The organism is Micromonospora sp. WMMA1998, from assembly GCF_027497375.1.
GTDB classification, from domain to species: domain Bacteria; phylum Actinomycetota; class Actinomycetes; order Mycobacteriales; family Micromonosporaceae; genus Micromonospora; species Micromonospora sediminicola.
In genome coordinates this window covers 3,385,114-3,407,190 of sequence record NZ_CP114911.1, presented here as the reverse complement: position 1 = coordinate 3,407,190, position 22,077 = coordinate 3,385,114, and the positions used below count along the sequence as shown (strand labels likewise).

General features: G+C 72.7%; 22 protein-coding genes, 4 tRNA genes and 2 pseudogenes. 23 read left to right on the top strand and 5 right to left on the bottom strand.

The window, feature by feature from the left end:
* Window positions 1–14: 14 nt before the first annotated feature.
* Window positions 15–1,067: a glutathione S-transferase C-terminal domain-containing protein gene (locus tag O7600_RS15285; RefSeq protein WP_281587938.1), complete on the bottom strand. Its 1,053-nt coding sequence runs from the start codon at window positions 1,065–1,067 to the stop codon at window positions 15–17.
* An 88-nt stretch (window positions 1,068–1,155) separates the two neighbouring features.
* On the opposite strand from O7600_RS15285, the gene O7600_RS15280 reads away from it, so the two are divergent.
* Window positions 1,156–1,578, top strand: a complete 423-nt coding sequence (locus O7600_RS15280) for an ester cyclase (protein ID WP_281587936.1) — start codon at window positions 1,156–1,158, stop codon at window positions 1,576–1,578.
* Here O7600_RS15280 and O7600_RS15275 read toward each other — a convergent pair.
* Window positions 1,559–2,131, bottom strand: coding sequence for a Uma2 family endonuclease (locus O7600_RS15275; RefSeq protein WP_281587934.1), 573 nt, complete (start codon window positions 2,129–2,131; stop codon window positions 1,559–1,561). The genes O7600_RS15280 and O7600_RS15275 overlap by 20 nt on opposite strands.
* Window positions 2,132–2,236: 105 nt before the next feature.
* Between O7600_RS15275 and O7600_RS15270 the strand changes: the two genes are divergently transcribed.
* From O7600_RS15270 to O7600_RS30130, 8 genes and pseudogenes are all read left to right on the top strand, one after another.
* Window positions 2,237–2,827, top strand: coding sequence for an NADH-quinone oxidoreductase subunit I (locus tag O7600_RS15270; RefSeq protein ID WP_281587932.1), 591 nt, complete (start codon window positions 2,237–2,239; stop codon window positions 2,825–2,827).
* Complete coding sequence (locus tag O7600_RS15265) at window positions 2,824–3,474, top strand: NADH-quinone oxidoreductase subunit J (RefSeq protein WP_281587929.1); 651 nt, start codon at window positions 2,824–2,826, stop codon at window positions 3,472–3,474. The genes O7600_RS15270 and O7600_RS15265 overlap by 4 nt, the downstream gene beginning before the upstream one ends.
* Window positions 3,471–3,809 (top strand): NADH-quinone oxidoreductase subunit NuoK, encoded by a 339-nt coding sequence (nuoK, locus tag O7600_RS15260; RefSeq protein ID WP_281587927.1) that lies wholly within the window; start codon window positions 3,471–3,473, stop codon window positions 3,807–3,809. Before O7600_RS15265 ends, nuoK begins: the two co-directional genes overlap by 4 nt.
* The gene (locus O7600_RS15255; RefSeq protein WP_281587926.1) at window positions 3,806–5,734 is read left to right on the top strand and encodes an NADH-quinone oxidoreductase subunit L; all 1,929 of its coding nucleotides are present in this window, start codon (window positions 3,806–3,808) and stop codon (window positions 5,732–5,734) included. Before nuoK ends, O7600_RS15255 begins: the two co-directional genes overlap by 4 nt.
* Window positions 5,731–7,236: an NADH-quinone oxidoreductase subunit M gene (locus tag O7600_RS15250; RefSeq protein WP_281587924.1), complete on the top strand. Its 1,506-nt coding sequence runs from the start codon at window positions 5,731–5,733 to the stop codon at window positions 7,234–7,236. Before O7600_RS15255 ends, O7600_RS15250 begins: the two co-directional genes overlap by 4 nt.
* Complete coding sequence (locus tag O7600_RS15245; protein WP_281587922.1) at window positions 7,233–8,702, top strand: proton-conducting transporter membrane subunit; 1,470 nt, start codon at window positions 7,233–7,235, stop codon at window positions 8,700–8,702. Before O7600_RS15250 ends, O7600_RS15245 begins: the two co-directional genes overlap by 4 nt.
* A 150-nt stretch (window positions 8,703–8,852) precedes the next feature.
* Window positions 8,853–9,731 (top strand): zinc metalloprotease HtpX, encoded by an 879-nt coding sequence (gene htpX / locus O7600_RS15240; protein WP_281587921.1) that lies wholly within the window; start codon window positions 8,853–8,855, stop codon window positions 9,729–9,731.
* Window positions 9,732–9,919: 188 nt separating this feature from the next.
* Window positions 9,920–10,732, top strand: a pseudogene (locus O7600_RS30130) (MFS transporter); the annotation flags it as partial.
* A 137-nt stretch (window positions 10,733–10,869) separates the two neighbouring features.
* Here O7600_RS30130 and O7600_RS15230 read toward each other — a convergent pair.
* Window positions 10,870–12,414 (bottom strand): annotated as a pseudogene (locus O7600_RS15230) (MFS transporter); the annotation flags it as partial.
* Between the two features lie 125 nt (window positions 12,415–12,539).
* Between O7600_RS15230 and O7600_RS15225 the strand changes: the two are divergent.
* Both O7600_RS15225 and O7600_RS15220 read left to right on the top strand, forming a co-directional pair.
* A complete protein-coding gene (locus tag O7600_RS15225; RefSeq protein ID WP_281587917.1) occupies window positions 12,540–13,067 on the top strand; it encodes an RNA polymerase sigma factor in 528 nt (175 codons plus the stop codon).
* Window positions 13,054–13,866 carry a hypothetical protein gene (locus O7600_RS15220; protein ID WP_281587915.1) on the top strand — a complete coding sequence of 271 codons (813 nt, stop codon included), beginning with the start codon at window positions 13,054–13,056 and terminating at the stop codon, window positions 13,864–13,866. Before O7600_RS15225 ends, O7600_RS15220 begins: the two co-directional genes overlap by 14 nt.
* Window positions 13,867–13,932: 66 nt before the next feature.
* On the opposite strand, the gene O7600_RS15215 is transcribed toward O7600_RS15220, so the two are convergent.
* Window positions 13,933–14,427, bottom strand: a complete 495-nt coding sequence (locus tag O7600_RS15215; RefSeq protein WP_091569971.1) for a YajQ family cyclic di-GMP-binding protein — start codon at window positions 14,425–14,427, stop codon at window positions 13,933–13,935.
* Window positions 14,428–14,574: 147 nt separating this feature from the next.
* On the opposite strand from O7600_RS15215, the gene O7600_RS15210 reads away from it, so the two are divergent.
* A tRNA-Tyr gene (locus O7600_RS15210) sits at window positions 14,575–14,658 on the top strand.
* A gap of 57 nt (window positions 14,659–14,715) precedes the next feature.
* Here O7600_RS15210 and O7600_RS15205 read toward each other — a convergent pair.
* Window positions 14,716–15,075: a hypothetical protein gene (locus O7600_RS15205; RefSeq protein WP_281587912.1), complete on the bottom strand. Its 360-nt coding sequence runs from the start codon at window positions 15,073–15,075 to the stop codon at window positions 14,716–14,718.
* On the opposite strand from O7600_RS15205, the gene O7600_RS15200 reads away from it, so the two are divergent.
* The 11 genes from O7600_RS15200 (at window position 15,049) to rplK (ending at window position 22,068) form a co-directional block, all read left to right on the top strand.
* Window positions 15,049–15,228 (top strand): hypothetical protein, encoded by a 180-nt coding sequence (locus O7600_RS15200; protein WP_281587910.1) that lies wholly within the window; start codon window positions 15,049–15,051, stop codon window positions 15,226–15,228. The genes O7600_RS15205 and O7600_RS15200 overlap by 27 nt on opposite strands.
* 600 nt (window positions 15,229–15,828) lie before the next feature.
* Complete coding sequence (locus O7600_RS15195; protein WP_281587908.1) at window positions 15,829–18,360, top strand: bifunctional diguanylate cyclase/phosphodiesterase; 2,532 nt, start codon at window positions 15,829–15,831, stop codon at window positions 18,358–18,360.
* A 96-nt stretch (window positions 18,361–18,456) separates the two neighbouring features.
* Window positions 18,457–18,529: transfer RNA gene (locus tag O7600_RS15190), tRNA-Thr, on the top strand.
* A gap of 25 nt (window positions 18,530–18,554) precedes the next feature.
* Window positions 18,555–18,627 (top strand) — tRNA-Met (locus O7600_RS15185).
* Between the two features lie 132 nt (window positions 18,628–18,759).
* Window positions 18,760–18,927 carry a 50S ribosomal protein L33 gene (rpmG, locus tag O7600_RS15180; RefSeq protein WP_013288652.1) on the top strand — a complete coding sequence of 56 codons (168 nt, stop codon included), beginning with the start codon at window positions 18,760–18,762 and terminating at the stop codon, window positions 18,925–18,927.
* A gap of 119 nt (window positions 18,928–19,046) precedes the next feature.
* On the top strand, window positions 19,047–19,493 hold the full coding sequence (locus O7600_RS15175; protein WP_281587906.1) for a MaoC family dehydratase N-terminal domain-containing protein: 447 nt from the start codon (window positions 19,047–19,049) through the stop codon (window positions 19,491–19,493).
* A 2-nt stretch (window positions 19,494–19,495) separates the two neighbouring features.
* A complete protein-coding gene (locus O7600_RS15170) occupies window positions 19,496–19,888 on the top strand; it encodes a MaoC family dehydratase (RefSeq protein WP_281587904.1) in 393 nt (130 codons plus the stop codon).
* Window positions 19,889–20,015: 127 nt separating this feature from the next.
* A tRNA-Trp gene (locus O7600_RS15165) sits at window positions 20,016–20,088 on the top strand.
* Window positions 20,089–20,301: 213 nt separating this feature from the next.
* Window positions 20,302–20,691, top strand: coding sequence for a preprotein translocase subunit SecE (gene secE, locus O7600_RS15160; RefSeq protein ID WP_281587902.1), 390 nt, complete (start codon window positions 20,302–20,304; stop codon window positions 20,689–20,691).
* A gap of 35 nt (window positions 20,692–20,726) precedes the next feature.
* Complete coding sequence (gene nusG, locus O7600_RS15155; RefSeq protein WP_091570014.1) at window positions 20,727–21,449, top strand: transcription termination/antitermination protein NusG; 723 nt, start codon at window positions 20,727–20,729, stop codon at window positions 21,447–21,449.
* Between the two features lie 187 nt (window positions 21,450–21,636).
* Entirely contained in the window at window positions 21,637–22,068 is a 432-nt protein-coding gene (gene rplK, locus O7600_RS15150) for a 50S ribosomal protein L11 (protein ID WP_091570017.1), read from the top strand.
* The last annotated feature ends 9 nt before the right edge of the window (window positions 22,069–22,077 follow it).

Genomic DNA, 22,077 nt, shown 5'->3' with positions numbered 1-22,077 from the left:
CGAGGGAGAGGGGCTCAGCGCAGCGGGGTGTGCGCGGGGTCCACGCGCTCCTCGGGGGTGGGGGGCGGGGGCGGGGTGCCGTCGCCGAAGGGGCGGCCGCCCAGGTCCTCCCGGCCGTGCGGGGTGAGCCAGTTGCTCAGGTCGGGGCCGAGCGGCACGATGCCGGTCGGGTTGATGTCCCGGTGGACCTCGTAGTAGTGCCGCTTGATGTGGTCGAAGTCGATCGTGTCGCCGAAGCCCGGGGTCTGGAACAGGTCCCGCGCGTACGCCCACAGCACCGGCATCTCGCTCAGCTTCTGCCGATTGCACTTGAAGTGACCGTGGTAGACCGGGTCGAAGCGGACCAGCGTGGTGAACAGCCGCACGTCCGCCTCGGTGATCGTGTCGCCGACCAGGTAGCGCTGCCCGGCCAGCCGCTCGCTCAGCCAGTCCAGCCGGTCGAAGAGCCGGTGGTACGCCCGCTCGTACGCCTCCTGGCTGCCGGCGAAGCCGCACCGGTAGACGCCGTTGTTGACGTCGGCGAAGACCTTCGCGTTGACCTCGTCGATCTCGGCGCGCAGCGGCTCCGGGTAGAGCTGCGGCGCGCCCGGCCGGTGGTGGGCCGTCCACTCGGTCGACAGGTCCAGGCTCATCTGCGCGTAGTCGTTGGTCACCACCTGCCCGGTCGGCACGTCCACCAGCGCCGGCACGGTGATGCCCCGCTCGTATCCGGGGAAGCGGGCGAAGTAGGCGTCGGCGAGCCGCTCGATGCCGAGCACCGGGTCCCGGCCGCCCGGGTCCAGGTCGAACGTCCAGCTCCGCTTGTCGTGGGTGGGACCGGCCACGGCCATCGAGATGGCGTCCTCCAGCCCGAGCAGGCGCCGGACGATGATCAGCCGGTTCGCCCACGGGCACGCCCGGCTGACCGCCAGCCGGTAGCGGCCCGGCTCCACCGGCCAGCCGTCCCGCGCGTCGGCGGTGATCCGGGTGGCGATGTAGCGCTGGTCCCGGGTGAACTCGCCGCCCGGTTCCACGTACTTGCCGCCGGTCCGGTCGAGAACCTCGTCGTCGCTGCCGCCCACGCCCACCTCCCGAGTCGACTTCCGCCCCCATCATGGTCGCTCCGGCCGGTCCCGGCAGGCCGAGCGGGGCAGAGGGGGGCATAGGCTGCCGGCCGTGACCGATGTGGAGGCGGCGGCCCGACGCTTCATCGCCGACGTGTGGAACGCCGGCCGCGAGGAGAGCGCGTACGAGCTGGTGGCCCCGGACTGCCCCGGGCTGGGCGGCACCGGGCCGGACGCGGTGCTGGCCTGGCACCGGGACCGGCGGGCGTCCTTCCCCGACCTGCGCTACAAGATCGTCGAGGTGGTGGCCGGCGGCGGACGGGTCGCGGTGCACTGGCGGGCCGCCGGCACGCAGGCCGGCCAGTTCGGCCCGGTGCCGCCGACCAGCCGGGTGGTCAGCTATTCCGGCGCGACGTTCCTGCGCTTCGACGACGCCGGCCGGATCGTGGACGTGTGGAGCGTCAACGAGCTGTTCCAGGTGCTCCAGCAGTTGGGCGTGGAGATGCTGCCCCCGCTCACACCCGGCGGGGCGTGATCCGGCTGATCGGGAGGTTCACCGGGAAGGGCTCCCCGGTGTCGACGAACTTCGTCCACCGGCCGGTCTCGGCGTAGACCTCGTGCACCGGGTCGATCTTGTAGGTGTAGACGACGATGCCCTCGTCCTCGATCTCTATCCGCCAGTGGAACGGGATCCCGGCCTGCGCGTAGAGAGCCGGCTTGAGCACCCGGTCGATGGAGCGGGTGCTGGGCGAGACGATCTCCACGGCGAGCACCACCTCGTGCGGTTCGTACCGGGACGGCTCGCGCGCGGCGGCGGTCGAGGTGGTGATCAGGACGTCCGGAATGAAGGAGCGGGTGCGGTTGATCCGCACCTCCACCCCCTGGGTCACGTCGTACCCGTCGGGGCAGTCCTCGTCCAGCCCCACCATGAGCATGGCGGCGATGCTCTGGTGCGTTCGGCCGCGCAAGGACATGAGGATTACTCCATCGAGCAGTTCGCAGCGGCGGCCGTCTTCCGGCAGCAGATCCAGATCGTCGGTCGTCCACGCCCGCTCGGGCGGACGGGCACTCTCCGGGTCGGCGGTCACTGACCGGCCCTTTCCCGGTGCGTCGTTCTCCCCGGGCTCACGATACCGCCGCCAAGAGTCGGGGGGTGGTCGCGCGCGCCCGGGCCACAGGGCAGGATGGGCGGCATGAGCGAGCACGGTGGAGTGCCCGGCGCCGGGCTGGTGAAGGGGCTGGCGGTCACGTTGAAGACGATGACCCGCCGCTCGACCACTCAGCAGTACCCGGACGTGGCCCCCGAGTTGCCGCCGCGCTCCCGCGGCGTGATCGCGCTGCTGGAGGAGAACTGCACGGTCTGCATGCTCTGCGCCCGCGAGTGCCCGGACTGGTGCATCTACATCGACTCGCACAAGGAGGAGGTGGCGGTGCCCGGCGCCGCCCGCCCCCGCCAGCGCAACGTGCTCGACAAGTTCGACATCGACTTCTCGCTCTGCATGTACTGCGGCATCTGCATCGAGGTCTGCCCGTTCGACGCGCTCTACTGGTCGCCCGAGTTCGAGTACGCCGAGTACGACATCAAGGACCTGCTGCACGACAAGGACCACCTGGGCGAGTGGATGGCCACCGTGCCCCCGCCGCCGGCCCACGACCCGCTCGGTGACCCCTCGAAGGAGGAGACCACCGCCGCCCGCAAGGCCGCCGGCCCGCCCGCCCGTCCGGCCCCGACCACGGTACGCCCCGACGCCGCCGACTCCCCGGGCGGAGGCGCGGCCTCGTGACCGGCGCGGACGTGCTGCTGCTCGCCCTCGGCGCGGTCGCGGTGGGCGCGGGCGCGCTGGTGGTGGCCACCCGGCACCTGGTCCGGGCCGGGTTGTGGCTGGTGGTCTGCCTGGGCGCGCTGGCCGGCGACTACCTGGTGCTCACCGCCGAGCTGGTGGCCTGGGTGCAGGTGCTGATCTACGTGGGCGCGGTGGTGGTGCTGCTGCTGTTCGCGGTGATGCTGACCCGCGCCCCGATCGGCCCCTCCGACGACCTCGACCGGCCCGGCTGGCCGGCCGCGCTGGTCGGCGCCGGCAGCGGTCTCGGCCTGGCCGTGCTGCTGGTCGACGCGTTCCGCTGGTCCCGGGTGGAGCTGCCCGCAGCGGGCACCGCCGAGCGCCTCGGCGAGCAGGTGTTCCGCTCCTGGGTGCTGCCGTTCGAGGTGCTCTCGGTGCTGCTGCTCGCCGCGCTGGTCGGCGCGATCGTGCTCTCCCGCCCGGACATCGGCCGCCCGTCCCCGTCCGGTCCGACCGTGGCGCCGGCCTCCGGCAGCGGCCCGACGGGCAGGCCGGGCACACCCGCCGCGTCCACCGGGACCGACCTGACGGCGCCGTCCGGCCCGACGGGCCCGGCCGCGGTGGCCGCCGACGAGGGCGGGCGCCGGTGAGGCCGGTCATCCCGTACGTCACCGCCGCGCTCCTGTTCGGCCTCGGCGTCTACGGCGTGCTGCGTCGGCGCAACGCGGTCCTGGTGCTGATGGCGGTGGAGTTGATGCTCAACGCGGTCAACCTGGTCCTGGTCACCGCCGACACCACGGTCCGGGCGGCGTTGCCGCACTCCGGGCAGGTGTTCGCGCTGTTCGTCATCGTGCTCGCCGCCGCCGAGATCGGTGTCGGGCTGGCCATCGTGCTCCAGCTCTACCGGCTGCGGGCCAGCGTCACGGTCGACGACGTCCCGCTCGGCGAGCGGGCGCCGGCCGTACCGGACGAGGTGCGCCCATGAGCACGTCGACGCTGTGGCTCGCGGCGGCGCTGCCGGGCGCGCCGCTGGTCGCCGGCCTGGTCGGGCTGCTGCTGCCGCCCGCGTCGAGCGGGGACCGGGCGCCGGCCCGGCGGTCGGCCGTCGCGCTGGGCGTGGCCGGCGCGGCGGTGGCCCTGCTGGCCGCGCTGGTGCTGCTGGTCCGGGTGGACGGGCCGGTCGAGGCGGCCACCACCTGGGTAGACCTGGGCGGTCTGCGGGTCACGCTGGGCCTGCGGCTGGACGGCGTGGCGGTGCTGGTCGCCACCGCCGTCGCCGCGGTGGCGCTGGCGGTGCAGGTCTACTCGACCGGCTACCTGCGGCGCGGCCCGCACGACGACGTCGACGTCGATCACCGCTACCCGCCGTACGCGGCGCAGCTCAGCCTCTTCACCGCAGCCATGCTGACCGTGGTGGTGTCCGGTGACCTGATCATGCTGCTGGTCGGCTGGGAGGTGATGGGCATTTGTTCCTACCTGCTCATCGCCCACGACCGGCGGCTGCCCGAGGCGCCCGGCGCGGCGGTCAAGGCGTTCCTGGTCACCCGGGTGGGTGACGTCGGCTTCCTGCTCGGCATCGCGCTGCTCGGCGTGGGCGCGGGCAGCTTCCGGATCGCCGACGTGCTGGCCCACGACTACGGCGCCGGCACGCTGACCGCGGCCTGCCTGCTGCTGCTCGCCGGCGTGGCGGGCAAGAGCGCCCAGTTCCCGCTGCACACCTGGCTGCCCGACGCGATGGCCGGCCCGACGCCGGTCTCCGCGCTGATCCACGCCGCCACCATGGTCGCCGCCGGGGTATACGCGGTGGCCCGGCTGTTCCCGCTGTTCGAGCGGGCCCCGGCCGCGCTCGCCGTGCTGGGCGTGATGGCGTCGGTGACCATCCTGCTCGGCGCGTTCGCCGCCACCGCCCAGGACGACATCAAGCGGGTGCTCGCCTGGTCGACGGTCTCCCAGATCGGCTACATGACCGGCGCGCTGGCGGTCGGCGCGCCCGCCGCCGCGCTGTTCCACCTGCTCACCCACGCCGCGTTCAAGGCGCTGCTGTTCCTCGCCGCCGGCGCGGTGATCCACGCCGTGGGCACCACGCTGATGTCCCGGATGGGTGGCCTGCGGGCCGGCATGCCGGTCACGTTCTGGTGCATGGTGGTCGGCCTCGGCGCGTTGGCCGGGGTGCCGCCGCTGTCCGGCTTCTGGAGCAAGGACGGGGTGCTCGCCGCCGCCGAGGCCGCCGCGCTGGACGGGGCCGGTCCGACCGCGCCCTGGGTGGGCTGGCTGGTCTGGCTGGCCGGGCTGCTCGGTGTCGCGGTCACCGCCTGGTACGCGACCCGCCTGCTGCTGCGCACCTTCTTCGGCGCCACCCGGATGCCGCTGGTCCGGCCGCACGACCCGCCGACGTCGCTGCGCCTGCCGGTACTGCTGCTCGCGGTCCCGGCCGCGCTGCTCGGCCTGGCCGCTTTCCTGCCCTGGTTCGCCGACCGCCTGCGGGTGCCGGCCGACGAGGCCACCGGCGAGGCGGTGGAGCTGGTCCACCTCGCGCCGAACCTGATCCTGCCGTTCCTGCTGCTGCTGGTCGGCGCGGGCGTCGCCTGGGCCGGCTGGCGCCGCGACCCGGCCGCCGACCCGGCCCGCTTCCTGGGCCCGCTGCGGCCGGTGTTCGCCCGGGCGTTCCGGCTCGACGACGTCCAGCACGCCCTCGTCGTACGCCCGACCGGCGCGCTGGCGCGGGCCGTGCGGACCGGCGACGAGCTGGGCGTGGACGGCCTGGTCGAGGGCAGCGGCCGGGCGGCGGTGGAGTTGGGCGGCGGGCTGGCCGCGCTGCACCGGGCGGCGTTGCCGCGCGCGGCGGCCGGGGTGCTGGTCGGCGCGCTGCTGATCGGCCTGGCGGTCGCCCTGATCGGAGTCACCTCATGACGTTCGGGCAGGTCCTGCTGGTCGCGGTGCTCGCGGTCCCGGCGCTGGGCGCGGTCGCGACCGCCGCCGTGCCCGGGGACCGGGCCGGCCGGCTGGTCGGCACCGTCGCCGCCGCGCTGACGCTGCTGGCGACGCTGCCGCTGGTCGGTGGCGAGCACGGCTGGTTCGGGTACGGGCCGCGGCCGGCGGTGCAGCCCTGGCACCGGCTCGACCTGCCCTGGGTGCCCGGGCTCGACCTGCGTTTCCACCTCGGGGTGGACGGCATCTCCTGGCCGCTGGTGGTGCTGACCGCGCTGCTCACGCTGCTGTGCTGCGCGTACACGCTGTGGCGGGTGCCGGCCGGCGGCGGCAGCGGGCGGGCCCTGGTGGCGCTGCTGCTGGTGGTCGAGGTGGGCATCCTCGGCACGTTCCTCGCGCTCGACCTGGTGCTCTTCTTCCTCTTCTTCGAGGTCGTCCTGCTGCCCATGTACGCGATCATCGCCGGCTGGGGCGGGGACGACCGGCGGCGCGCGGCGCGCAAGTTCGCGCTCTACACGCTGTTCGGCTCGGTGCTGCTGCTGGTCGGCGTCTACGTGGTGGTGGCCGAGGCGGGCACCGCCGACCTGGTCGCGTTGACCGGCGGCGTCGGCCTGTCCCGGGGCACCCAGTTCGCCGCGTTCACGCTGCTGGCGCTGGCGTTCGCGGTGAAGAGCCCGCTCTGGCCGCTGCACTCGTGGCTGCCCGACGCGCACACCCAGGCGCCCACCGTCGGCAGCGTGATCCTCGCCGGGGTGCTGCTCAAGATGGGCACGTACGGGCTGATCCGGGTCGCCGTCGGGGTGGCGCCGGAGGGCGCCCGCTGGGCGTCGCCGGCGCTCGGCGTGCTCGCCGTCGCGGCCATCCTGGTCGGCGGCCTGGTCTGCCTGGCCCAGGACGACCTGAAGCGGCTGATCGCCTACTCCAGCGTCGGGCACATGGGCTTCGTGCTGCTCGGCGTCGCCACGCTCACCGCCACCGGGCTCCAGGCCGCGTTGATCGGCAACATCGCCCACGGGGTCATCACCGGCCTGCTGTTCTTCCTGGCCGGCGCGGTCAAGGACCGGACGCACACCGGCGCGCTGGCCGAGCTGTCCGGGCTGCGCGAGACCGCGCCCCGGCTGGCCGGGCTGCTCGGCTTCGCGGCGGTCGCCTCACTGGGGCTGCCCGGGCTGGCCGGCTTCTGGGGCGAGGCGTTCGCGGTGGTGGCCGCCGTGCGGCGGGGCGGCCCGCTGTGGCTGACGCTGGCCGTGCTGGCGGCGCTGGGCGGGGCGTTGACCGCCGCGTACTTCCTCCGGTTGCTGCGCCGGGTCACCCACGGCCGGCCCAGCCCGGCGGTGGCCGGGCTCACGCCCGGCCTGGCCGGCGCGGAACTGACCGCCTGGGCGCCGCTGGTGCTGCTCGCACTCGCGGTCGGGCTGGCGCCCGCGCTGGTCCTCTCCTACGCCTCCGGTCCGGTGGAGGCCCTGCTGGGGGTCGTCCCATGAGCCTGGTGCAGAGCGTCGACAACGTGGCGCTGCTGCCGGCGTACCTGGCCGCCGGCGCGGCCGTGCTGGTGCTTCTGGTCGACCTGCTGGTGGCGCGCCCCGCCGTCACCGTCGCCGTGGCGTCGCTCGGCGCGGCCGGCACGGCGCTGGGCGCCGGGCTCGTCGGCGCGGCCGGCGGCCGCCGCACGTTCTGTGTCGCGGCGGACTGCTCCTGGGTGTGGAACGGCCGGGCCGCCCTGGTGGCGGTGGTGGTCGCCCTGCTCACCCTGGGTGTGCTGGCCATCTCCGGCCCGCTGCTGCGCGCCGGTCGCACCCCGACCGGCGAATACTGCTTCCTGCTCGCCTGCGCGATGACCGGGGGCGTGGTGCTCGGCGCGGCCGGCGACCTGATCACCCTCGTCGTGGCGCTGGAGACGCTGACCCTGCCGCTCTACGTGCTGGTCGGGCTGCGGCGGGGCAGCCTGGCCGGCGCCGAGGCGGCGGTGACGTTCTTCGTGGTCAGCGTGGTCGCCACCACGGTGACGCTGCTCGGCGCGGCGCTGCTCTACGCGGTCACCGGCACGCTGCACCTGGACCGGCTCGGCGCCACGCTGGCCGCCCGGGACGACCTGACCGACCTGCCGCTGACCACGGTCGCGGTGGCGCTGGTGGTGGCCGGGCTGGCGTTCAAGGTCGCCGCGGTGCCGTTCCACGCCTGGGCGCCGGCCACCTACGACGGCGCGCCGCTGCCGGTGGCCGCCTACCTGTCGACCGCCTCGAAGCTGGGCGGCGTGGTGGCGCTGCTGGCGGTGGTGCAGCGGGCGCTGCCGAGCGAAGTGACCGGTCCGGTGCTGGCGGCGCTGGCGGTGCTGACCATGACCGTCGGCAACCTGGTGGCGCTGCGCCAGCGGCGTACCGTGCGGTTGCTGGCCTGGTCGTCGGTGGCGCAGGCGGGCTACATCCTGGCCCCGCTGGGCGCGCTGGCGTTGGCCGCCGGCCGCACCCCCGACGCCCGGGCCGGGGCCTACGCGGCGGCGGTCGCGTACACCGTCTTCTTCGTACTGCTGGAGCTGGCCGCGTTCGCCGCGGTGGTGGCGTTGCGGCCGGCGGACGGCGACGGCGGCGCGCTGGCCGACCTGCGTGGCGCGGCCCGCCGGCACCCGTGGGTGGGCGGCGCGTTCGCGCTGGCGCTGATCGGGCTGGCCGGCCTGCCGCCGGGGCTGGCCGGGCTGTTCGCGAAGGTGACGGTGGTGCGGTCGCTGCTGGCCGGGCACGCCGGGTGGCTGGCCCTGGTGGTGGCGTTGAACGCGGTGCTCGGCCTGGCCTACTACCTGCGGGTGGCCGCGTCGCTCTACGCCGCGCCCGGCCCGGCCGCCGCCCCGCTCCGCCCGGCGCGCCTGGTGCTGGTGGCGCTCGGCGTGGCCACCGTGGCAGCCGTGGTGATCGGTGTCGCACCGCAGCTCGTGCTGGACGTCGCCGCGCGCTGAGGCGGTTCGTGCCCGACTGGGCGGTTGGTTCAGCGGGCACACAGCGATCCCCAGCCAACTTTCAGCCATGAGCCGGATGGTTGACGGGTACCGGTGTGTTGAACCGGTCAGCGGGTCCCCCGCGTGGGCCCGCGCACCGAAGGAGCGATCGTGCATCACAACCGTCTGAAGACCGCAGCGCTGCTCGGCCTGTTGACCTCGCTGATCCTCGCGGTCGGCTACTGGTTCGGCGGTAGCGGCGGTCTTGTCATCGCCGTCGTCGTCTCGTTGCTGATGAACGGCGTGACCTACTTCTACTCCGACAAGCTCGCCCTGCGCTCGATGCGGGCGCAACCGGTCAGCGAGGCACAGTTCCCCGAGCTGTACCGGATGGTGCGGGAGCTCTCCACCCAGGCCGGCAAGCCGATGCCCCGGCTCTACGTGAGCCCGACGGCGCAGCCCAACGCGTTCGCCACCGGGCGCAACCCGGAGCACGCGGCGGTCTGCGTCACCCAGGGGATCGTGGAGATCCTCGACTACCGGGAGCTGCGCGGCGTGATCGGGCACGAGCTGTCCCACGTCTACAACCGGGACATCCTGATCTCCAGCGTGGCCGCCGGCCTGGCCGGCATCATCACCATGCTGGCCAACATCGCCTGGTTCATCCCGCTCGGCTCCTCCGACGACGAGGACGGCCCGAACCCGGCCGTGCTGCTGCTCACCCTGATCCTCGGCCCGATCGCGGCGACCGTGATCCAGCTGGCGATCAGCCGCAGCCGGGAATACCAGGCCGACGCGTCCGGCGCCGAGCTGAGCCGCGACCCGCTCGCCCTGGCCAGCGCCCTGCGGAAGATCCACATGGGTACGCAGAGCCGCCCGCTCGCGCCGCAGGGCCAGCTCGCCAGCACCGCCCACCTGATGATCGACAACCCGTTCAAGCGGGGCGGCGGCATCGCCGCGATGTTCGCCACCCACCCGCCGATGGAGCAGCGGGTGGCCCGCCTGGAGCAGATGGCCCGCAACTCCGGGCCGGTGCAGTTCCAGCGCTGACCCGCCGTACTCCGCACCGCGCCCGCGTCCCACGACGCGGGCGCGGTGGTGTGTCCGGGCACAATGCGTTTCCCCCGGTCAGGTCGCGCCGTTAGGGTCGAAACGTCTCCCACTCATTACCACCCGGAGGTTCGACCGTGGCCGCACTGCGCCAGTACCTGGGCGTCTGGCGGATCCCCGGCGCGCCGATGCTGCTGATCCTCGGCATCGTCGGCCGGCTCGGGATCGGCATGACCCCGCTGGCGCTGCTGCTCGTCGTCGAGCAGGTCACCGGCCGCTACTCCCTGGCCGCCGTCGCCGGTGGCATCTACGCGCTCGCCGGCGCCGCGCTCAGCCCGGTCGCCGGCCGGATCGCCGACCGGGTCGGACCCACGCCGGTGCTGCTGGCCACCGCGCTGGCCCACCCGCTCGCCCTGCTCGGGCTGCTCGCCGCCAGCCGCTCCGGCGCCGGCAACCTCGCCGTGATCTACCTGGCCGCCGGCGTCGCCGGCGCCACCTACCCGCCGCTCACCGCCGCGATCCGGGGCGCCTGGAACGACCTCACCGCACCGGCCACCGGCCGGGCACACCTGCGCAACACCGCGCTCGCCGCCGAGACCTCGCTCTTCGAGGTCGTCTTCGTGCTCGGGCCGCTGCTGGTGGCCGGTTTCGTGCTGCTCGCCGACGCGTCCGCCGCGCTGGTCGGCGCCGCCGTGGTCACCCTGGTCGGCACCGGCACGGTCGCCCTCGGCCGGGTCATGCGCGGCTGGCGCCCGCACCCCCGGGAGCACCACGCGCGCGGCCTCGGCCCGCTGCGGGTCGGCGGCTTCCCCGCGCTGCTGGTCTGCGTGGCCAGCCTCGGCATCGCGTTCGGCGCCTCCGGCGTGATCGTCCCGGCCTTCGCCGCGAACACCGGCACCGCCGACCCGGAAAGCCTGGCCGGCGTGCTGCTCGCCGTCTGGGGCATCGGCAGCGCCGTCGGCGGCTTCTGGTTCGGCGTGCGCAAGCCGGCCGCCAACATGACCCGCCAGTTCGCCTGGCTGCTCGCCACCGTCGCGGCCAGCCTCGCCGTCTTCGCGGTGATCCCCGACCCGGCGGCGCTCGGCGTCGCGCTGGTGCTCGGCGGCGCCGCCATCGCCCCCGCGCTCACCCTGGAGAACACCCTGGTCGGGCGGATCGCCCCGGCCGGCATGCTGAACGAGGCGTACACCTGGGTGGTCACCATGTCGGTGGCGGCCAGCGCCGCCGGCGGGTCGATCGCCGGGCTGATCGTCGACCACGCCGGCGGCGTGCCGTGGGCGTTCGTCTTCGCCGGAGCGGCGGTCGGCGTCGGGGCCCTGGTCGCCGCGCTGCCGGCCGGCCCGATCGCCCGGGCCGAGGCCACCGCGGTACGCGCCGAGCAGTCGCTCGCCGCCTGACAGCTCGCGTCCTGCGGAGTCGGCGGGCGATCCGGTCCCCTCCCCGCGCCTCCCCGGCCGGGGCGCGCGATGAACCCGGCCGCGAGCAGGCCCAGCACGAGGATCGCCACCGCACACGCCAGCAGCGTGGGCCGCGCCCCGAGCAACGCGGTCAGCGGACCGCCCAGCATGGTGCCCAACGGCACCGACAGCACCAGGAGAGCGCCGTTCGCGGCCAGTACGTGAGGCAGGTCGGCGGCCCCGGCCCGACGCTGGAACAACGCCGTCGCGGTCGGCCGGTAGGGCGCCCACACCAGCCCGGCGAGCGCGAACGCCGGCAGTGACAGCACCACCGGCGTGCCCAGGCCGAGCGGCAGCAGCGAAGCGCCGAACAGCGCCACGATCGCCACGATCGTGGCCCGCGGCGACCAACCGCGCAGGTGACCGGTGGCCAGCCCGCCGAGCAGCGAGCCGACGCCGAACGCGGTGTAGTAGGCAGCGAGCGTCCCGGCGGAGGCGTGCAGATCGTCGGTGACGGACACCGGCATGGCCACGTAGAACGGGCCGAAAAGGAAGAAGAACGCGAAGGACAGCGACAGCAGGCCGAGCAGCGATCGGTCCCGCGCGATGATCCGGAAGCCGGACGCGCGTTCGTCTCCGACGCGGTCTTCGTCCGCGTCACGGCCTCTGCCAGCGTGGCGGGCGGCCCGGACCACGAGGCGGTAACTGACGGCCAGCACGGCGAAGCTGGCGGCGTCGACCGCGACCACCCACACCGGACCGATCCCGGCGATGAGCAGGCCGGCAAGCGGCGGGCCGACGATCGTCGCCGCCTGACCGAAGACCCCGAGCAGTGCGTTCGCGGCCAGGTGGTGCCGCTGCGGCAGCAGTTCGGCCACGAGCGTGAACCGACCGGCCGAACCCCACGGGTGCAGCAGCGAGGAGACGGCCAGCAGAGCGACGTAGAGACCGGCGTCCAAAACCCCGGCGAGGTGAGCGGCGGGGATCGCACCCAGCGCGGTCGCCCGCAGAGCGGCGTCCCAGCCCGCGAGCTGAGCCCCGCCGCGGCCGCCGAGCCATCGGCCGAGCAGCACCGTCCCGGCCGCGCCCGGCAACGTGTACGCGGCCACCGCGAACGCGGTCCAGGTGCCGCGCTGTCCCTCGGGGGCGAGTTGCAGCGCCAGCCACGTCACCGCGACCAGAGCCAGCCCGTCACCGAGCGCGGACGTCGCGAGCCCCGGCAGCAGCCGGCGCAGCACGGGATGGCCGAGCACCGGCCGGTAGGGGAGGAGCAGCGTGGAGAGCATGACTCCCACCCGACCGCATGCCCGGCCCTCGGATCAACGAAGTTGCCTGAGGGCAGAAGCCGGCCGGGAATGACGGAACCTTTCCGCCGCGCCATGAGTGGAAGAGGCTGAGTAGGGAGGTGAGGGTGTCCGACGACGATGTGATCGCGGATCTCTATGCCGGGTGTTTCCGGCGGTTGGTCGTTCAGCTCTACGCGGTGACCGGTGACCTGAGCGAGGCGCAGGAGGCTGTGCAGGAGGCGTTCACCAAGGCGCTCGCCGCGCCCGGTCGGTTCGCCGGCCTCGACAACCCGGAGGCATGGTTGCGCCGGGTGGCGATAAACGTCGCCCGCAGCCGGCATCGCCGTCGGCGGATGCTCGACAGGCTGCTGCGACGGACGTGGTCGCCGCCGACCGTCGCCGACAGCGCCCCGGAGCATCTGGCGCTGCTGGCCGCGCTGCGGCGTCTCCCGCGCGGGCAGAGGCACGCGCTGGCCCTGCACTACTTCGTGGACCTGCCCGTCGAGGAGGTGGCGCGAACTTTGGGCGTCTCCGTCGGCACGGTCAAGTCCCGGCTGTCCCGGGGGCGCCAGGCGCTCGCACTGCTTCTTTCTCTCGCCGACACCGCCGATGCCGTAACCACCTCTTCGAGGAGAGTCGATGTCCGATCGTGATTTCACCGGCTTCGACGTCGAGACCGTCACCGCCGCCGTCCGTCAGCCACCGCTCGACGACCTACGGGCCACCGTCCACTCGCGTCGCCGGCACCGCAGGAACGGGATAGCTCTCGCGGCCGCGGCGGTCCTCGCGGTGGCCTTCGGTGCTACCGCACTCGTCCGCGCACCCCGCGATGCCGATCCGGCGCGGCCCGCCGCGACGCCGTCGCCCACCCCGAGCATCACGACGCCCGCAGGCACACCCGAGGACTGGGCCCGGATCGACGCGGCCGTCGTCGCGGCACTGCTCCGACAGGCGCCCGAGCTGAGCGGGCCGGGCTCGCACGACCTGCTCAGCAACTGGAACAAGCAGGGCGGAACGGAGGGGGAGACGACTCTCACCGGCTACTGGGGTCAGGGCACCCTCAGTGTGGGAGCGGGCAATGCCCACCTGTCGGTGCAGATCGAGCGAGACGGCGGCCCCGCCCGGGCGTCGATGATCAACACTCCCTGCCCCACCCGCACGGCGGGCGCGAGCTGCGTGCAGCAGGGTGGCCCCGCCGGCGAAAAGATCAAGATACGAACCTCGCTCCGAGAGCATCGACTGCCGCCGCAGCTCGGAAACCAGGTGGTGCGGTACGAGGGGCTCAGCGTGGACATGCTCCGGCCCGACGGGTCCACGGTGTCCCTCAACGTCAGCGGGAGGAACGCGTCGCCGCCCCTGACGCCTGACCAGGCGGTCGGCATGGTGCTCGATCCGCAGCTGGTCCTGGGCCCGCTGGCGTCCGCCGCGCCGGGGGTCGAGGCGACGGACTAGAAGATCCCTTCGCGGGTGTGAACGGCCGGCCGATGCCGCGAACGGCATCAGCCGGCCGGGGCCGCCTTACCGGTAGTTGGTGAACTGGAGCGCGACCCCGAAGTCCTCGCCCTTGAGCAGCGTGATGACGGCCTGCAGGTCGTCCTTCTTCTTGCCGGTGACCCGGAGCTGGTCGCCCTGGATCTGCGCCTGGACGCCCTTCGGGCCCTCGTCGCGGATCTTCTTGCTGATCGCCTTGGCCTTGTCCGACTCGATGCCCTGGATCACCTTGGCGTCGATCTTGAAGATCTTGCCCGATGGCCGGGGGTCGCCGGCGTCCAGCGACTTCAGCGAGATGTTCCGCTTGACCAGCTTCTCCTTGAAGACCTCCAGCGCCGCCCGGACGCGCTCCTCGGTCTCCGCCTGGAGGCCGATCGCCTCCTCGCCCGACCAGGAGATCTCGGCGCCGGTGCCGCGGAAGTCGAACCGCGTCGCGAGCTCCTTCTCCGCCTGGCGGAGGGCGTTGTCGACCTCCTGGCGGTCGACCTTGCTCACGATGTCGAACGACGGGTTCGCTGCCATGCTTCTGCTCCTGCTGTCCGGCGGTGTGTCCTGTTCCGTCCCGCGCTGACCAGCCCGGGACCCCCTGACGGTACCCGCTTGCGACGGAGCCGGGGGCAACCGCTATCCTTGCTTCCGCCGCCGCGTTGCGACGCGGTGGGGTGCCCTGGCGGGTTGCCCGAGCGGCCAATGGGAGCGGACTGTAAATCCGTCGCGAAAGCTACAGAGGTTCGAATCCTCTACCCGCCACCAGGTGCAGATGCGGCCCCTGACCAGCAGAGATGCTGATCGGGGGCCGTTGTCGTGGGGTCAGTGGATTCCGGCTTGGCCCCGCCGTTGCGGACGCCCGCGCCGGGCCATGTCATCGGTGGGGAGTGCGAACCACCGGCCCGCCACGACCTCGATCAGGGCGGCATCCCCGGTGAGATGGGCGAGGGCGGCGTCGATCTCCGCGCCGGTGTACCCGTCCTCGGCCGCCTCGTCGAGGAACCACCGCACTCGCCAGGCGTCGAACACCTCGACCGGCCGACCGGTCGCCGGATCCGTCACCAGGTCGACGTCGACCCCCGGGCCGTCCGGAGCGGTCATGCGCAGCCCGAAGCCGTGGATGCCGTACGTGACTCCGCTGTTCTCCTGGTCCTGGTGGCGCTGGGTGCGGTGGTCGGCCACGCGTTCGTCCGCGTGGCCGTCGGGGTGCGGCGGGCCGTGCGGAGCGGCGCGATCGCCCTGCCGTCCGCGCTGCGGTCGCTGACGCGCGAACCGCCGCTCGGAGGCGCCTTCAACGACTCGCGCGACGTCTGGCCGGTGCCGGCCGACGACTGAGCCGAGCCGCCGTCGCCCGGGGTGGGCCGTGTGCGGCCCGTGGTCACGGCACCTACTGCCGGGTAGTGTCAGCCGCCCGAAAAAACACCCTCTGGGTAGCTCCCGTCCGTGCCGTCGACATGTATGGTGGCCTATGGCTGCGTAGGGGTGGGGGAGAGCCCGTGGTTCGCGCTGGGTCGCGAGTCAGCGCAAATGATCGCTTTGTGGGCTAGGTCGGAATCCGCAATGGACGAAGTCCGGTAGGGCCGCGCACGACGCTGATCTGGCCGGGTGTGGGGGCGGTCGTCGACCGAACGGTGCAACCTGCATGACCGGCGGCTCAAGCTGCCTGCTGTCGCTTTCCTGAAGGCGGGCGCTGTGGCACCATCGTGGAAGTTCTCACCCCCCTCGTTACGCCTCTGACAGGAGCAATCATGTCTGGTCGTAGGTTGGGCCGGCTGCTTGGCTCACTCGTTCTTGTCGCAGTCGCCGCCGCGTTCATCGCCGGTTCCGGTGTCCCCGAAGCTCAGCTGTTGGATCTCGTCTGGGTCTGACGATCGGCGGCGTCGTAGGGCGGCCGGCGACCGGTCGTCCGCCTGAGACGTGCCTTACGGGAGGGTGATGAACAGGCGTGACCACCCCACGCGGCGCAGGCCCTCGGAGGACGCCTGGATCATCACGGCACCCCTGGCCCTGCTCGCAGTAGCCTGCAGCACCGCCACCGGGCTGATCTCCGATCGTCCGCTGGGTGCCTTTCCCCAGGCTGCGCTCCTGCTGATCATCATGATCGCGGTGAGCAGCCGGCTGGTCGGTGTGGTGGTCCGGCGTCAGTCGCTGGCCATGAGTCTCACCGAGGTGCCGCTGGTCCTCGCGCTCTACTTCCTGCCACCGCTCAGCGTGGTCACCATCTACACGCTCTCTTCGCTCGTCACCCATCTCCGGCACCGGCTGCCCGCGCCGAAGCTGTGGTTCAACGTGGCCCGGGCCGCCGCCGGGGCTTCGCTGGGCACGCTCGTGCTGACCGTCCTGCCCCGGGTGGGGGGCGTCGGTCCGTACCGATGGTTGGGCATCTGCCTCGCGGTGGCCATGGTGATCGCGGTGAGCGCCGTCTCGATCGCGGCCGTGCACACCCTGCTCCAGGGCTGGCAGGCCGGCCGGGAGACGATCCGGGCGCTGCCCTCGACGCTGCTCACCAGTGGGATCAACGTCTCGGCCGGTCTGATCGTCCTGCTGCTGATCAACGAGTCGTGGTGGTCGCTGGTGCCCCTGGCGGCGCTGGCCGCCGGGCTGACCATGGTCTACCGGTCCTACAAGGAGTTCTTCCAGCAACACCGGACGCTCAGCGGGATGTACGAGCTGAGCCGCGCGGTCTCGACCAGCGGCCCGGACGGCACGCTGGCCGACGCCCTTCTCGGCCGGGTCCGGGCCCTGATGCAGGCCGAGTACGCCACGCTCTGGCTGCCGGCGCAGGGGCGCCACCCGGAGACCCTGCTGACCGCCCGGGTGGAGGACTCCGGCCTGCTCGACACCGCCCCCACCCCTGCCACGCTCCGGCAGAAGGCGGTCGAGGCGGCGCGACCGGTCACCGTGGGGCGGGGTGTCTGCAGCGACCCCGAGTTCCGCGCCGATCTCGCCGAACGCGACGTCAAGGACACCGTGGTCGTCCCGCTCCGCTCCGGGCGGGTGGTGATCGGCACGCTGGAGGTCACCAATCGACTCGGTGATCCGTTCCAGTTCAGTCAGCGTGACGTCGCCCTGTTCGAGACGGTGGCGGCGCATGCCGCCGTCGCCCTGGAGAACTCGCGCCTCGTCGACCGTCTCCGCCACGACGCGGAGCACGACACGCTCACCAAGCTGCCCAACCGTCGGCGGATCACCGCAGCGGTGGCCGAGGCCGTCAAGATCGGCGCACCGGACGAGGTGGTGGCGCTGCTGCTCTTCGACGTCGACCGGCTCCGCCAGGTCAACGAGTCGCTGGGCCACGCCGCCGGCGACAAGGTCCTGGTCGAGGTCGCCGAGCGACTACGCGCCTGCGCGCCGTCCTCGGCGCTGGTGGGTCGCGCCGGCGGCGACGAGTTCCTGGTGACGCTCCGGCTGGAGAGCACCGAGGCGGCTCTGGAGCTGGCCGCCCAGCTGCGCGAGCAGATCCGCGACGAGATGGTCTTCGACGGGCTCACCCTGGACGTGGACACCGCCGTCGGGGTGACCGTCCACCCTGACCACGGCAGTGATGCGGTGGCCCTGCTCCAGCGGGTCGACCTGGCCGCCACCGCGGCCAAGTCGGTGCCCGGCAGCGTCCAGCTCTACAGCCCGGCGCTGGAGTCGCGGTCCCTGCGCCGACTCGGGCTCGCCGGCGACCTGCGTCGCGCCCTCGACGAGGGCGAGCTTGAGGTCTACTTCCAGCCCAAGGTCACCCTGCGCGACCGTCGGCTGGTCGGGGTCGAGTGCCTGGCCCGCTGGGAGCACCCGGCGCACGGCACGGTCGCGCCGGACGACTTCGTCTCGGTGGCCGAGCACACCGGCCAGCTCGGCCGGCTCACCGAGTTCGTGCTGCGGGAGAGCCTGCGCCGCAGCCGCGACTGGAGCCACGGCGACCAGCCGCTGTCCGTCTCGGTCAACCTGGCCGCGCGGACGCTCACCGACCAGCACTTCCCCGCGCTGGTGCGCGACCTGCTCGCGGAGTACGGCGTCCCGCCGCAGCGGCTCACCCTGGAGATAACCGAGGCCGGGGTGCTGGACGGCACCGAACGTCCCATCCCGACCCTGCGGAGCCTGCGCGACCTCGGGGTCCGGCTCTCGGTGGACGACTTCGGCACCGGCAACTCGTCCCTGGCGCAGCTGCGCCGGCTGCCGGTGCACGAGGTGAAGGTGGACCGGTCGTTCGTGCAGGGGATGGCGACCGATCCGAGCGACCTGGCCATCGTCAACGCCGTGGTGACGCTCTCCCAGCAGTTCGGGCTGACCGTGGTGGCCGAGGGGGTGGAGAGCGAGTTGACCCTGGAGCTGTTGCAGGACATCGGCTGCGAGATCGGCCAGGGCTTCCTGTTCAGCCGGCCCCTGCCGTACGAGCGTCTGGAGACCTGGTTCGGCGCCCAGGTCGATCCGGAGACGGTCGTCGCCGGCGAGCTGCCGCGCCTGCGTGTGGTGCCCTGATCAGGTGGGACACCCGACGGGGGGATCCGATTTCACCTCGGCGGCGCGGTCGTGTACTGTTTCCTCTGCGCGACACCCCCCGGGGTGATCGGGTAGGCCCCCTTAGCTCAGTCGGCAGAGCGTCTCCATGGTAAGGAGAAGGTCTACGGTTCGATTCCGTAAGGGGGCTCAGAGGGTCCGGCTGGACCCGCCACGGCGGTGTAGCTCAGATGGCAGAGCAAGCGGCTCATAATCGCTGTGTCGCCGGTTCAAGTCCGGCCACCGCTACTCTCGTCCTCCGGGTGACACCGGTGGCCGGTGGGATGGGCGCCACAGGCGCCCACTTTGCATGTCTGCGTCGTCAGCGCGTACGCTGACACGCCGTAGTTCGTTATCCGTGAGCGAGGAAGGCACTCCGCCGTGGCGAAGGCGACCGATGTCCGGCCGAAGATCACTTTGGCGTGTGTGGAGTGCAAGGAGCGCAACTACATCACGCGCAAGAACCGCCGTAACGACCCGGACCGCATCGAGCTGAAGAAGTTCTGCCCCCGGGACGGCAAGCACACCGTCCACCGCGAGACCCGCTGATCCGCGGCCGGCGCTGCCGGCCCCGTAACAGCTTTCGAGCGCCGATCCGCCCGGTCGGTGGCCCCAGGGCCGCCCGACCGCACGGATCGGCGTTCGTGTTTTCCGTGTAGGTTCGCGGCATGTCCCTGGACCCGTCCTTCGTCGGCCGGACCTATCCGCCGACCGCCCCCTATCAGGTGGGCCGAGAAAAGATCCGCGAGTTCGCCACCGCCGTCGGCGCGACCGACCCGGCGCACCACGACCCGGAGGCGGCCCGGGCGCTGGGCCACCCCGACCTGGTGGCGCCGCCGACGTTCCCGGTGATCGTGACCATGGCCGCCAGTCGGCAGATCGTCGAGGACCCGGCGTTGGGCGTCGACTACAGCCGGGTGGTCCACGGCGACCAGCGGTTCGCGTACACCCGGCCGGTGGTGGCCGGGGACGAGTTGGTGTGCGCGAACACCATCGAGGAGATCACCAACCGGGGCGGGCACGGTTTCCTGACCACCCGCACCGACGTGAGCACCGTCGACGGCGAGCCGGTGGTCGCGGTCTGGTCCAAGATCGTCGTACGCGGGGAGGCGTGAGGATGGAACTGCCCGTCCAGACCTACCGGGTGACCCGCGCGGACCTGGTCCGCTACGCGGGCGCCTCGGGCGACTTCAACCCGATCCACTGGAGCGACCGGACCGCCACCGGCGTGGGTCTGCCCGGGGTGATCGCCCACGGCATGTTCACCATGGCCCTGGTCGGTCGCGCGGTCGCCGGCTGGGCCGGCGCGCCGGACGCGGTGGTCGACTTCGGGGTCCGGTTCACCCGCCCGGTGGTCGTGCCGGACACCGACGAGGGCACCGAGATCGAGGTCGCCGCGGTGGTCAAGGAGGTCACCGAGGATGGCCTGACCAGGCTCGACATCACCGCGACGTGCCAGGGCGAGAAGGTGTTGTCGCAGGCTCGGGCGTTGATCCGGGCAGCGCGCTGAGGGTTCGCCCGACGCGCGAGGGGTGGACCGGTTGGGAAAGTCGTACGACTACCCGTACACTGGTCCGCCGTGGGGCAAGTGACCCCCGCTCGGCACCTTGTGCCCGGGCGGAGGTGAGTTGCCGCACAGGGGTGTAGCTCAATTGGCAGAGCAGCGGTCTCCAAAACCGCAGGCTGCAGGTTCAAGTCCTGTCACCCCTGCGCCTCAGGCCTGACCGTTCCGTGGGTCGCGCCGCCTCACCGGCGGCGTCCGGCCCGTGGTGGTGGCACCGGTGGGGTGGTTCCGAGGCACTCGGGGCCTCCTGGCCGGTCCGCCGGCCGCGGCCCGTCGCGGGACGGTTGGTCCGGCCGGTGTGATCAACACGCCGCGCACGCCGCCCGGCGTGCGACCCCATATCCCGCACGGAGGGCGAAGTGGCCGAGAGCAAGCGGCGCGGCGAGGACGACGGCGACGAGCGTCTGGACGACGTGACCGTCGACGGCGTGGCCGACGACGACGCCACCGACGCGGACGAGCCGGTCTCCCGGGGTGGCACCGCCACCCGTAAGCGGGCCAACGCCGAGCCGACCGAGGGCCGCAAGACCCGCAAGGACACCGAGCGGATCGGGCTGTTCGCCCGCATCGCGCGGTTCTTCCGCGAGGTTGTGGCCGAGCTGCGTAAGGTCATCTGGCCGACCCGCAAGGAGCTGCTGACCTACACGGCCGTGGTGGTCACCTTCGTGGCGGTGATGCTGGCGATCGTGGCCGGCCTGGACTACGGCTTCGCCAAGGCCGTGCTGTGGGTCTTCGGCAACCCCAGCTGACCTGCGGACAGCGATACTGACGGAAGTGAGCGAGCGTGCCTGAGTACGACGAGACCGCCGAGACCCCGGACGAGCAGTCCGCGGTGGCGACGGCGGCCAACAACGAGTCGGTCGAGGCCGCCAGCGAGCCGGAGTTCCCGACCACCGAGCCGGCCCCGGACGAGGACTTCGACCCGGTCGCCGAGCTGCGCCAGAAGCTGCGGTACGCGCCCGGCGACTGGTACGTGGTGCACTCGTACGCCGGCTACGAGAACAAGGTCAAGACCAACCTCGAGACCCGGATCACCTCCCTCGACATGGAGGACTTCATCTACCAGGTCGAGGTGCCGACCCGGGAAGAGGTCGAGGTCAAGAACGGCAAGCGGTCGCAGGTCCAGGCGAAGGTCTTCCCGGGCTACATCCTGGTCCGGATGGAGCTGACCGCCGAGTCCTACTCCTGCGTCCGGAACACCCCGGGGGTCACCGGCTTCGTCGGCGCCACCGACCGGGCCGACCGGCCGGCGCCGCTGAGCCTCGACGAGGTGCTCAAGTGGCTGGCCCCGGCGGTCGAGACCGAGCAGAAGAAGGCCAAGCCCGAGGTCAAGGTCCTCGACTTCGAGGTCGGCGACTCGGTCACCGTCACCGACGGCGCGTTCGCGTCGCTGCCGGCGACGATCAGCGAGATCAACGCCGACCAGCAGAAGCTCAAGGTGCTGGTGTCGATCTTCGGCCGGGAGACGCCGGTCGAGCTGAACTTCAACCAGGTCGCCAAGATCTGACGTACGTCGGCGCCGGCGGCCCGCCCTCCCCGGGGTGGCCGCCGGTGCGTCGTTTCACCGGCTCGCCCACCTCGGCGAAAACTCGGTAGAGGTTTGCGCTACCCTTTAACGTCGGCCCTCCGCATCGCGCTGACCGTGCGCGCCCGCGGGCGGCGGAGAATCCCAGTTCCAAGCCCCAGGAAGAGACATGCCTCCGAAGAAGAAGCTCGTCAAGACGTTCACGCTTCAGCTGCCGGCGGGCCAGGCCACCCCGGCGCCGCCGGTCGGCCCCGCGCTCGGCCAGCACGGCGTGAACATCATGGAGTTCTGCAAGTCCTACAACGCGCAGACCGAGTCCCAGCGGGGCGACATCGTCCCCGCCGAGATCAGCGTCTACGAGGACCGCACGTTCACCTTCGTGCTGAAGACCCCGCCCGCCGCCCGGCTGCTGATCAAGGCCGCCGGCGTGCAGAAGGGCTCGGGCGTCCCGCACACGCAGAAGGTCGGCTCGGTCACCCGCGCCCAGCTGCGCGAGATCGCCGAGAAGAAGATGGCGGACCTCAACGCCAACGACATCGACCAGGCCGAGAAGATCATCGCCGGCACCGCCCGGTCGATGGGCCTGACCGTCGCCGACTGATCTCGCTCC